The sequence below is a fragment of the Catenibacterium sp. RTP21428st1_D7_RTP21428_210409 genome (assembly GCF_040227455.1).
Classification (GTDB): domain Bacteria; phylum Bacillota_I; class Bacilli_A; order Erysipelotrichales; family Coprobacillaceae; genus Catenibacterium; species Catenibacterium mitsuoka_A.
The window spans coordinates 1-11252 of the sequence record NZ_JBEHVX010000078.1 but is presented as its reverse complement, the minus strand read 5'-3'; the positions used below and the strand labels follow the sequence as shown (position 1 = coordinate 11252).

Annotated in this window: 11 protein-coding genes; 10 read left to right on the top strand and 1 reads right to left on the bottom strand. The window is 34.9% G+C overall.

The genetic code is table 11. The features are described 5' to 3' along the window. The first annotated feature begins 156 nt into the window (after positions 1–156). Complete coding sequence (locus tag ABUA27_RS10180; protein ID WP_349820654.1) at positions 157–1770, top strand: hypothetical protein; 1614 nt, start codon at positions 157–159, stop codon at positions 1768–1770. 283 nt (positions 1771–2053) lie between these two features. Here ABUA27_RS10180 and pdxR read toward each other — a convergent pair whose 3' ends face one another. Further along, positions 2054–3445 carry a MocR-like pyridoxine biosynthesis transcription factor PdxR gene (pdxR, locus tag ABUA27_RS10175; RefSeq protein WP_129982213.1) on the bottom strand — a complete coding sequence of 464 codons (1392 nt, stop codon included), beginning with the start codon at positions 3443–3445 and terminating at the stop codon, positions 2054–2056. Between the two features lie 93 nt (positions 3446–3538). Here pdxR and ABUA27_RS10170 point away from each other — a divergent pair, with 93 nt between their 5' ends. From ABUA27_RS10170 to ABUA27_RS10130, 9 genes are all read left to right on the top strand, one after another. Further along, positions 3539–4117 carry a GNAT family N-acetyltransferase gene (locus ABUA27_RS10170; RefSeq protein ID WP_129982212.1) on the top strand — a complete coding sequence of 193 codons (579 nt, stop codon included), beginning with the start codon at positions 3539–3541 and terminating at the stop codon, positions 4115–4117. Between the two features lie 102 nt (positions 4118–4219). Continuing rightward, positions 4220–6094 (top strand): BglG family transcription antiterminator, encoded by a 1875-nt coding sequence (locus ABUA27_RS10165; RefSeq protein WP_349820653.1) that lies wholly within the window; start codon positions 4220–4222, stop codon positions 6092–6094. A gap of 8 nt (positions 6095–6102) precedes the next feature. Further along, positions 6103–6654 (top strand): RDD family protein, encoded by a 552-nt coding sequence (locus tag ABUA27_RS10160; RefSeq protein WP_281074584.1) that lies wholly within the window; start codon positions 6103–6105, stop codon positions 6652–6654. A 74-nt stretch (positions 6655–6728) separates the two neighbouring features. Then, entirely contained in the window at positions 6729–7055 is a 327-nt protein-coding gene (locus tag ABUA27_RS10155; RefSeq protein ID WP_129980969.1) for a PTS sugar transporter subunit IIA, read from the top strand. Between the two features lies 1 nt (position 7056). Continuing rightward, a complete protein-coding gene (locus ABUA27_RS10150) occupies positions 7057–7380 on the top strand; it encodes a PTS sugar transporter subunit IIB (RefSeq protein WP_006504763.1) in 324 nt (107 codons plus the stop codon). Between the two features lie 23 nt (positions 7381–7403). Next, positions 7404–8771 (top strand): PTS sugar transporter subunit IIC, encoded by a 1368-nt coding sequence (locus ABUA27_RS10145; RefSeq protein ID WP_349820652.1) that lies wholly within the window; start codon positions 7404–7406, stop codon positions 8769–8771. Between the two features lie 16 nt (positions 8772–8787). Next, positions 8788–9309 carry a GrdB-related putative oxidoreductase gene (locus tag ABUA27_RS10140; RefSeq protein WP_287846598.1) on the top strand — a complete coding sequence of 174 codons (522 nt, stop codon included), beginning with the start codon at positions 8788–8790 and terminating at the stop codon, positions 9307–9309. A 56-nt stretch (positions 9310–9365) separates the two neighbouring features. After that, a complete protein-coding gene (locus tag ABUA27_RS10135; protein ID WP_129980973.1) occupies positions 9366–10319 on the top strand; it encodes a glycosylasparaginase in 954 nt (317 codons plus the stop codon). Beyond that, entirely contained in the window at positions 10319–11224 is a 906-nt protein-coding gene (locus tag ABUA27_RS10130; RefSeq protein ID WP_349820651.1) for a Sapep family Mn(2+)-dependent dipeptidase, read from the top strand. Before ABUA27_RS10135 ends, ABUA27_RS10130 begins: the two co-directional genes overlap by 1 nt. Positions 11225–11252 lie beyond the last annotated feature (28 nt).

The window sequence follows — 11252 nt, the reverse complement described above, 5'->3', positions numbered from 1 at the left end:
TATTACAGTTTGGTTAACTGTCGCAGAATCTATATGATTTGAGGTCTTTCTATGCCCTTGATGATAAAACTTAATAGAAATATTATGAAAGTTGATTTATGTCTTGACAACGGTCATTTCATAACAGTAATTAAGATAATATTAAGGAGCAGAAAAATGATAACTGACGAAGAATACAAAAGGATTCTAAAACAATTTCATAAATTTTCTGACAGGCATATCCTGGCTGTAGAAACCGATATGCCTTATTCTGATGTGCTTAAAGTAGTGGCTCTTTCTGATAAGATACGCAAAGCTGGGAATGAGCTTGTTGGTCTTATGAGAAAGAATTATAACCGGCTTATGCGTACAAAGAGATACCGTAAATTATTATTTCTGTATGGCAACACTAAAGATAGGGATAAACGAAAAGCTTATGCCAATCAACTTAATGAAATGCAGAAAGCTTATAATATTACATGTGAATGCTGCAGAACGTCCATGATTCCAATAGGCAAGAAATATGGTGTAGACGCTGTATTCGCTCTGACTAAAGCCAAAGATATATGGCGTGGTATCGAAAAATGCTTGTATGGTAATGGTAATACCATTCATTTCTCAAGATATGGAGAACTGCCTTGTATAAGGGCAAAACAGATGAATCGTGGTATACCTATATCCGTTACAGATAATAAACTTCATTTCAAACTTGGCAGGATGGTATTTGGAACACAAATAAATGATAGATTCCAGCAGGATGAAGTAGACGCGGTTTTATCATATCTTGCCGAATCTGATATTTTGGATGACAGGGCTGTTAATACTCTTATTAAAGATGGCTATTGCATAGATACATACAGACCCTGCTATGCTACGCTTGTTCCCAGGATGATAAGAGGTAAATACAGAGTATATTTACATTTAACCATCGAAGGCAAGGCAAAACCTAAATATGATAGATTTGGCAGTCCAAGACATAAATATGGCAAAGGTATTATAGGTGCTGATATTGGTACACAGACAGTTGCTTATACATCTGATACTGAGGTGGGCTTGAAGAATCTTTCAGAGCGCGGCAACAGTATTCAGACTTCTGAGAGAAAAGAACATCTGCTTTATCGTGCTATGGACAGGTCAAGACGTGCAACTAATCCGCAGAATTATAATGATGATGGTACTGTTAAAAAAGGCCGTAAAACCTGGAAATATTCAAATCATTATAAGGAGCTGAAAACAAAGCACTCTGAACTATGTCGCATCAATGCCATAAACAGACAGCTTGCAATAAATGAAGACGCTAACCATTTAAGAAGTCTTGGAGATGTATTTATCACTGAACCCAAAAATGCAGGCAGGCTTATGAGACGAGCCAAAGAAACTACGGTCAATAGCAAAGGCAAGTTTAATAGGAAAAAGCGTTTTGGCAAGTCTATGAAGAACAGATGCCCTTCTGGGTTTCAAACTGCTGTAGAACAGAAATTCAAGATATCAGGTGGTATATATATTGAAGTATCTAATAATTATAGGGCAAGTCAATATGATCATACTGTTGATGACTATATTAAAAAGAGACTATCTGACCGAATGTATAAGCTGCAAGATGGTATTGAGGTACAACGAGACTGGTATTCATCATTCCTATTATACTGTTACGATTACAGAACCCAAGATATAGATAAAAACAAATGTATTTCTGAATTTGATAAGTGTTACAGCAAAGAAAAAGCCCTAATCGAATGGATTAAGGCTAACGAGATCAAGGTATTAAATAGCGGAATTAAGATAGCGTAAAACATATTCAGGGAGATTGACTATACTTCCTTACGAAAGTAGAAATTTACCGTTAATGTGGTCGTTGGACTGCTTGGTAATGAAAGTTCTGATTCAAATAGATTTACACTTGTAACTCCAAAGTCTGAAAATGATGTACGATTACAAGCTACACTTGGCAATCAGAACCCCACGGGCTTGCCCGTGGGAGTAGTCAGCAAGCTGTGCTTGTGCGTTTCCAATAATACCCTAAATCAATATTCTTATTTTGCATGACTTACTTTAATATATTTTAGAAAATATGTCAATAAAGTATTTTTTCTAATATTTCTATAGCCTGAGGTAATTTATCTAAATCGATAGAAGAGTAGTTCATGATGAAGGTATGTGATGTATGAGGTATATTCTTAAGATAGTAATGGGAAATTGCTCTTAGATGGATTCCTTCTTCTTTTAATTTATTGATAAGTGTTTCATCAGACATATGTGTATGAATCGTAATAAGGAAATGAAGACCTGCATCTTCCTTGGAAATAGTAATCATATCCTTTAAACTACTTTCTTCTAACATTTTTACAATCGCATCACGCTTATTATGATAATGGTTACGTAATTTAGTAATATGCTTATCAAAATAATGTTCATTAATAAATGATGCAAGAGTATATTGTTCGAAGTTAGAGACTGTACAGGCATAAAAAGAGAGCTTCTTATTATAGAGTTCTAATAAATGATGAGGAAGCACCATATAACTAATACGAATTGTAGAGGCAAGAGTCTTAGTAAAGGTATTCATATAAATAACCTTTTCACTTAAATCAATACTTTGCAGGGCAGGAATAGGCTGTCCACTTAAACGTAACTCACTGTCATAATCATCTTCTATAATATAGCGATGTTCCTTCTTATTTGCCCATCCAAGTAATTCATAACGTCGAGATACAGGCATAATAATACCAGTTGGGAAATGATGAGAAGGAGAGATATGCGCAATATCAACATCTAAATCTTCTAATTGGTTGACCAGTATTCCCTGCTCATCCATATCTATAGGAACACACTTAGCCCCTAAACTAGAATAAACATCTAATATTTTATTATAACCAGGATTCTCTACGGCATAGACAAGATCTAAACCTAATAATTGTACGAGTAATCCATATAAATATTCAGTACCTGCACCGATAATGATTCTTTCTGGCTCAACATCCATATTTCTGAATTCTTTTAAATGATGAGAAATCGCTTCTCTTAATTCATAAATACCACCTACTGGAGGATTAATCATTAGTTCTGATTGGTGTTCATTTAATGCGTCCTTCATAAGTTTTGACCAGGTTGTGAAAGGAAACAAATGGGCTGGTGTCTGATTAGAAGAGAAATCACACCAATAGGATTCTTTCTTAATAGAAGGTTTATGAATCATCTTGGCAGGAATAAGGGGTGTCTTATTATTAATCGGAGATACATAAAAGCCTTTCTTAGGTAAAGAATAAATATATCCTTCAGCCATTAACTGCGCATAGGCATTCTCTATTGTAATAATACTAATACCTAGATTTTTCGCAAATGTACGCTTAGAAGGTAACTTCTCATCTGCTGTCAGATGTCCCTCTAGAATATCGTTCTTAATAAATGTATATAATTGCTGGTAGAGAGATTTATGGTTATTTTCATCAAAACTATATGTAAGCATAAATACCTCCTTTCTTTTCTAACCATTATAGCGTAATCATTTGAAAAAAAGAAGAAAACAGCATAGAATAGTCATATTAATGGAGGATAATCTATGGCGTTAACGGCTAAAAGAATTACAGAGAATTTTAAGGAATTAGAAGATCTTAATAATGAAGCATTTCCTAAAGAAGAACGTGTCTCTATTGAAAGAATGATTGATTTATCTCAAACTGGTATATCAGATCTTTATGGTGTCTATGATGAAAACACATTTGTAGGTTTCTTTATGACAATGACATCTGATACATGTGTTTATTTATTCTATCTCGCAATCTGTTCATCACTTCGTTCTCATGGGTATGGAGGACGTACTTTAAAGTTGATGGATGATCTCTATCAAAGACAGATTGTGTTGGATATGGAACCTTTAGATGATCAAGCAGCTAACTATGAACAGCGTTTAAGACGTACTAAGTTTTATGCGAGTCATGGCTATCGTTCTAGTGGGTATCATTTATTCTATTGGAATCAGACATTTGATTTATTATGTACAAGAGGTCCTTTCCTAAAAGATGACTTTATTGACATTACTAAAGAACTTCAAAGAGTTGTGGATGAATCAGGAGAAGGGGACTTCCATCCAAAGATGTTGAAGGCAACCTATGATATTCTAGATATTATTGATTTATAAGAACCGAAAGGTTCTTTTTTTCATTTCCTAACACTTAGGAAGTTGAATTGAATGCATAAAGCACTCTAAACCATTACAATGAAGGTACAGGAGGTTCTACGTATGAATAATAGACAGCAGCGTATTATAGATATCCTTCATGATTATGATGAATGGGTGACAGGTAAAGAGCTTGCTTCTATGTTGTCTGTATCAGATCGTACAATCCGTTCTGATATTGAGCATATTAATAAAGAGTATGAATGTACTCTTATAGAAGCCAATCGTCGTAAAGGTTATCACTTAGACGAGATGCTGACAAGTGTAAAAGGAATTACGACAAAGTCAGTGATTCCTCAGACATCTCAGGAACGTGTATCTTGGATTATTAAGGAATTATTGTTTAAACAGGAAATCAATCTCATTGAATTACAGGATCGTATTTATGTGAGTGGTTATACGATTGATAATGACTTAAGAAATATCAGACGCATACTCAATGAATATCCTTCTTTAAAAGTGGTACGTGTAAAGAACCACATTCGTTTAGAAGGTGATGAAAATGAAAAGCGTTCTGTATATAAGCATCTATTAGAATCAGAAATCAAAGGAAATTTCACAAATATTAGTGCCTTGTCTCATTTATGGAAGGATTTTAATCTCATTGATGTGGTAGATATCTTTAAGAATGTCTGCGCAAATAATCATTATAAGTTCAAGAATGTCAGTCTTCCTATGTTGATGATGCATGCTGGTATTGCGATTGAACGTATCAGGAATAAGAATTATTTATATGAAACACAGAGTGACTGTACAGGTATTGATTTAGAATATCATGTCTCAAAGGATTTTTTTGAAGAATTATCACAAAAGTTTGGTATTCCTTATGTTGAAGAAGAAGTCGTTAAGTTTGCTTTCTTATTAGAAGGAAGAGGAAGTCATGTAGACTTAAAAACAGAATCACAGCAGTTAGTAGAAGAGGTATTAGTAGATATTAGAGACTGTTTTGATATTGATTTGAGAGATGATGAAGAACTTTATAATAGTTTAGTTATTCATATGCAGTCATTACTTGATCGTATTAAAGTAGATAAACCTAATACAACAGCTTATTTAAAGGAGATTAAAAGACAATATCCTTTAGTCTTTGAAATGGCGATACATGCCAGTGATGTCATTTCTAAAGCTACAGGTAAACCTTTAGTAGAAGATGAAATCTCTTATCTCGCTTTACATTTTGGAACAGCCTATGAAAGACATATCAATACACAGAAATACCGTGTAGTCATGATTATTCCCCATAATCAAATGCTGGCGAAAGCATGTATGGATAAGATTGAAACACGTTTTAGAGAACGTATGGAAATTATTAAAGTATTCCCATTCTTTGAAAATAATATGATTTCATCACTTCATCCTGACTTGATTTTGACTGTTGTACCTTTACAGCATGAATTGTCTATTAAGACAGTATCAATTAGTTTATTTGTGAACTATGAGGATGAAAGTCAGATCTTCCAGGCACTCAATCAATTAGATAGAGAAAAATATCATGATCAGTTCTGTCATATTGTAAAGAAGCTGATTGGACAGGAAACATTCTTTATAAAAAAAGACATCGCATCTAAGGAAGATGCTATTAACTATTTATGTGATAATCTGATTCAGTTAGGCTATGCCACACAAGAATATAAAGAAGATGTTTTTAAAAGAAAAGAGATGGCAGGAACAGCCTTTGTGCAGGGCTTTGCGGTACCTCATGCCATTACAGTACAACCATTACGTTCTACTATATCCGTCATGGTCTTAAAGAATCCAGTGAAGTGGGGTAAGTATGAAGTACGTCTTATTCTCTTATTGTCTATCAGCGAACAGGATAATCAGATGCTGCATACATTCTTTGATTGGTTATCTAATGTACTTATTGATTACAACCAGCTGATGCAGTTTATCGAAGCAGACAACTATCAACAATTTATGAAGCTAATGACAGCGTGAGGTAACATATGAAAAAACAACAACAGACTATTGCATCATTACCAAGACGTTTTGGTGCATACTTATTAGATTGGTATATTGGTGCTCTTTTTACATCATTTCCTATCGCAATTGTGTCACAGAAGATTTATGGCACAATGAAGAACCAGAATCTACTAAAGTACCCTCATCAGTTAGGACTGATTTGTGGGTTACTCGCATTACTAGGCGCAATGTTTTATTATGTCATTATTCCTTTAGTGATTAATAGGGGACAGACAATCGGTAAAAGAATATGTCATATTAAGATTGTAAAGAGTGATGGCAAAGATGTAGGCCTTAAAGAACTCTTACTAAGAGAAGTATTAGGAGCCATTATTATTGAAGGAGTTCTATATTCTGCAAGTACAATATTACATCAGGTATTACAGATCAGTTTAGGTATTAGTTTAGTTAAGCCGATGATGTATGTTGGCTTTGCGATTACAATCGTGAGTGCCATTTTATGTTTAGTGAATAAGAAAGAACATCTAGCATTACATGATTATCTAGCACGTACTAAAGTAGTGAATTTTTCCTAAATAGAGGAAATCGCATTCACCACCTGAAAATAAATATAAGTTTATACTATGAATTGTGAGATGGAGGAAATCACATGGAAGATTTAGAATTATTAAGTTTTAACATTATTTCTGCCGTGGGTGCTGCAAAGTCACGTTATGTACAGGCAATGTATCTTGCTGAGAAGGGTGATTTTGATGAAGCTCGCGCAAAAATCAAAGAAGGAGAAGAAAGCTTTGTGAAAGGTCATGAAGCACATGCATCACTTATCCAGAAGGAAGCATGTGGTGAAAAGACAGTTCCAACAATTCTTCTTATGCATGCGGAAGATCAGCTTATGAATGCTGAAACAACAAAAATCATGGCTGAAGAGATTATCAAACTATCTCAAAGAATTAAAAAATTAGAAGGAGGAGAATAGGATGAAAAAGGTTTATTTATTCTGTAGTGCAGGTATGTCTACTAGTATTCTTGCAAGTAAGATGCAGGAAGTTGCTAATAGCCATAACCTACCAATTAAGGTCGCTGCTTTTTCTCATAACAAATTAGGAGAAATCGTTAAATCTGATTGTCCTGATTGTATTTTACTTGGTCCACAGGTTGAATATCTTTATGACGAAACAGTAGCTAACTTCGGGCACCTAAACATACCTATTTCTGTAATCGACCAGGATGATTACGGTATGATGAACGGTGAAAGAGTACTAAAAAAAGCAATTCTATTAATTAAGAAAAACAATAAATAATAATTAAAGGGAGTACTTAAAGTATGATGAAACAACTTGAAAAGTATTTAATGCCTTTAGCGGAAAAAATCGGGCGTAATAAATACTTAATATCAATTCGTGATGGTTTCTTAGTATCAACACCATTACTTATTGCAGGATCAATTTTCTTATTAATCGCAAACTTTCCAATTGCAGCTTGGACAAAATTTTTAGAATCAACAATTATCAATCAGAAAACAGGTGAGTCACTTGCTGCATTCTTATCAAAGCCATCTGATGCAACATTCACTATCATGGCAGTATTTGCGGTAATGGGTATCGCTTATTCATTTGCTGGTCAGATGAAGACAAACAAGATCTTCGGTGCTGCCTGTGCACTTATGTCATGGTTCTTAATCATGCCATACTCAATCACTGGTAATGTTGCTGTAGGATCTAAAACTATTGAAGCAACTCTTTCTGGTATCCCATTAGGATGGGTTGGTGCTAAGGGTATCTTCGTAGGTATCATTACTGCATTCTTAAGCGTACATATTTATGCTTGGGTAGAAGGTAAAGGCTGGACAATCAAGATGCCAGCTGGTGTTCCACCAACAGTTGTAGAATCTTTCTCAGCATTGATTCCAGCAACATTCGTAATGACTTTCTTCTTCCTAGTAAACTTAATGTTTGGTTTCTTAGGAAAAAACGTATTCCAGATTATCTTTGAATTCTTACAGACACCATTACTTAACCTTGGTGATACATTAGGTGCAATGGTTGTTGCTTATATCTTCTTACATTTATTCTGGTTCTTTGGTATCAATGGTGGATCAGTAGTAGGTGCTGTATTTAACCCAATTCTTCAGACTCTATCAGCAGAAAACATTCTTTTCTTCACTAAAGGGCAGGGTACAGGACATATCATCTGTCAGCAGTTCCAGGACTTATTCGCTACATTTGGTGGATGTGGTTCTACATTATCATTATTAATCGCAATGTTATTATTCTGTAAATCTAAACGTATTACAGACTTAGGTAAACTTGCTTTAGTTCCAGGTATCTTTGGTATCAACGAACCAATCGTATTCGGTTTACCAATCGTATTAAATCCAACTATTCTTATTCCATTCATGTTAGTACCAACAGTAAATATCATTATCTCATACTTCTGTATGGCTCTTAAGATTGTTCCAATCTGTTCAGGTATCAACATCCCTTGGACTATGCCACCAATTATCTCAGGTTTCTTAGCAACTAACTGGGTAGGTGCACTGCTTCAGGCTGTCCTAATCGTTATTGGTGTTATTATCTATATGCCATTCATCAAGGTACTTGATAAGCAGTACTTAAATGAAGAAGCTCAGGCTCAGGCTGCTAAAGAAGAAGACGACATTGATTTAGACGACTTATCTTTTGACGATCTATAAGAAGGAGAGATGAAACATGAAAATCGTAATGATTTATGACCAGATCCAGTCTGGTAAAGGGATTAAAGATGATCACATGGTACCTTTAGGACTAGTAAAAGAATCATGTGGACCTGCTATTATGATGGAACCATTCTTAAAACAGGTAAATGGACATATTGTATGCTGTTTATATTGTGGAGATGGATTCTATGAAGCAAATAGTGATGAAGTCAGCCGTAAACTTTGCGCAATGGTAGAAAAAATCAAACCAGATGTTGTTGTATGTGGTCCATGTTTCAACTATCTTGGCTATGGACGCATGGCTGCACGTGTCGCCTATGATATTAACGAAAAAACTCATTCACATGCTATAGCTGCAATGAGTATAGAAAATGAAGAGACAATTAATGAATATAAAGACAAGGTTCATATTATCAAGACACCTAAGAAGGGTGGTACTGGTTTAAATGAATCATTAGAAGGAATCTGTCAGCTTGCCAAGGCAATGTGTGAACAGAAAGACGAAGACATCGTTGCTTCTAAGTATTGTTTCTAAATTAACTTGAGGATACGTGAGGACGTATCCTCTTTCAATAAAAGGAGGATATTAATATGTACGGTATTATTGCTACTTGGAGAATGGCTTTAGAAGGTATTACCAAAGCAGATGAAATTTTAAAGAATCATGGAGATGCAGGAGATGCGATTGTTGAAGCTGTTAAGGCTGTAGAAGATTTCCCATATTATAAATCAGTAGGTTATGGGGGATTACCTAATGAAGAAATGATTGTTGAATTAGATGCGGCTTATATGAACGGAAATACTCTTTCTGTAGGATGCGTTGGGGCAATCAAAGACTTTGCCAATCCTGTAGAAATCGCTAGAAAGTTATCTCATGAAAAGGTAAATAATTTCTTAGTAGGTGCAGGTGCTGAAAAGTATGCATCTAAGAATGGTTTTGAAAGAAAGAATATGCTTACTGAACGTGCTGAAATTCATTATCATAATAGATTAAAAGAAATGACTCAGGAAATTAAACCTTATTCTGGTCATGATACAGTAGGTATGGTCTGCTTAGATGAAAATGCAAAGATGACTTCTGCGACTTCTACAAGTGGTCTATTTATGAAGCGCTCTGGTAGAGTAGGTGATTCACCCGTATCTGGATCTGGTTTCTATGTTGATAGTGAAGTAGGTGGTGCAAGTGCTACAGGACTTGGTGAAGATGTAATGAAGGGCTGTGTCTCTTATGAAATCGTAAGAATGATGAAAGAAGGTATGCACCCACAGGCTGCATGTGAAAAGGCGGTTAATACATTCTCTAAAGAATTAATCAAACGTCGTGGTGAAGCAGGAGATATGTCTTTAATCGCTATGAATAATAAAGGTGAATGGGGATGTGCCACAAATATTGAAGGTTTCTCATTTGTAGTTGCAACTCCAGAACTTGAACCAACTGTATTTGTAGTAAAGCATGAAGGTGAACATAGCGTGTTTGAAAAAGCAAGTCAGGAATGGCTTGATGATTATATGCGTACAAGAACAGCCCCATTGGTAAGAAAATAATGAATGAAGAAATATTAAAGGCTGTTGATGAGATTGCAGATGAGATGATTGAAGGAATCAAGCGTATTGTACGTATTGATAGTGTAGAATCTGAGGCTGTGAATGATGCTCCTTTTGGAGAAGGCGTACGCCATGCACTTGATGAAACACTCCAGTTGTCTCGTGATCTTGGATTTGAAACAGTTGATGTTGATCATTATATCGGTTATGCACGTTATGGTAAAAGTGATGATTATGTATGTGCCTGTGGTCATTTAGATGTTGTACCAGTAGGTGAAGGCTGGAAACATCCACCATTTAGTGCTTATGAAGAAGATGGCGTGATTTATAGCCGTGGTATTCTAGATAACAAGGGTCCTATTCTTTCATGTCTTTATGCCCTTACTGCTTTAAAGAGACTTGGTATAAAGCCTGAAAGAGAAGTACGTATCATCTTTGGCTGTGATGAAGAATCAGGATTTGAGGATTTAAAATATTATTTAGATTATGAAAAAGCACCTATTGCCGGCTTTACACCAGATTGTAAATATCCTGTTGTTTATGCTGAAAGAGGACGTGCTGTTATCAAAGTGAAAGCTGATCTAGATCATTTGATTACTTTTATGAATAAGTATATCTTAAATACACAAAATAAAGGTGAAAGACTTGGTATTGATTATAAGAATGATGAGTTTGGACAATTAGAAATCCGTAACTATCATTTAACTAAAGAAGACTTCAGCTTTTCTATTAGTTATCCAGCAGGAATTACACTAGAAGAAATACTTGATCAACTTAATCGTATTGAAGGGTATGAGTATGAAGTCGTGTCTCATTTCAAGCCTGTTTATTTTGATAAAAAGGCACCAATGGTAGAAAGTGTGAAACAAAAATCAATCAAAACGTATAAAAAAAGACAAACTTAAAAACAAGTTTGAATAATTTAGAAAAAAT

Bases quoted from the DNA above. Each gene is read 5' to 3' on its own strand.
- ABUA27_RS10135 (WP_129980973.1), top strand. From the start codon at position 9,366: ATGTACGGTATTATTGCTACTTGGAGAATGGCTTTAGAAGGTATTACC.
- pdxR (WP_129982213.1), bottom strand. From the start codon at position 3,445: ATGCTTACATATAGTTTTGATGAAAATAACCATAAATCTCTCTACCAG.
- ABUA27_RS10140 (WP_287846598.1), top strand. From the start codon at position 8,788: ATGAAAATCGTAATGATTTATGACCAGATCCAGTCTGGTAAAGGGATT.
- ABUA27_RS10145 (WP_349820652.1), top strand. From the start codon at position 7,404: ATGATGAAACAACTTGAAAAGTATTTAATGCCTTTAGCGGAAAAAATC.
- ABUA27_RS10180 (WP_349820654.1), top strand. From the start codon at position 157: ATGATAACTGACGAAGAATACAAAAGGATTCTAAAACAATTTCATAAA.
- ABUA27_RS10165 (WP_349820653.1), top strand. From the start codon at position 4,220: ATGAATAATAGACAGCAGCGTATTATAGATATCCTTCATGATTATGAT.
- ABUA27_RS10155 (WP_129980969.1), top strand. From the start codon at position 6,729: ATGGAAGATTTAGAATTATTAAGTTTTAACATTATTTCTGCCGTGGGT.
- ABUA27_RS10160 (WP_281074584.1), top strand. From the start codon at position 6,103: ATGAAAAAACAACAACAGACTATTGCATCATTACCAAGACGTTTTGGT.
- ABUA27_RS10130 (WP_349820651.1), top strand. From the start codon at position 10,319: ATGAATGAAGAAATATTAAAGGCTGTTGATGAGATTGCAGATGAGATG.
- ABUA27_RS10150 (WP_006504763.1), top strand. From the start codon at position 7,057: ATGAAAAAGGTTTATTTATTCTGTAGTGCAGGTATGTCTACTAGTATT.
- ABUA27_RS10170 (WP_129982212.1), top strand. From the start codon at position 3,539: ATGGCGTTAACGGCTAAAAGAATTACAGAGAATTTTAAGGAATTAGAA.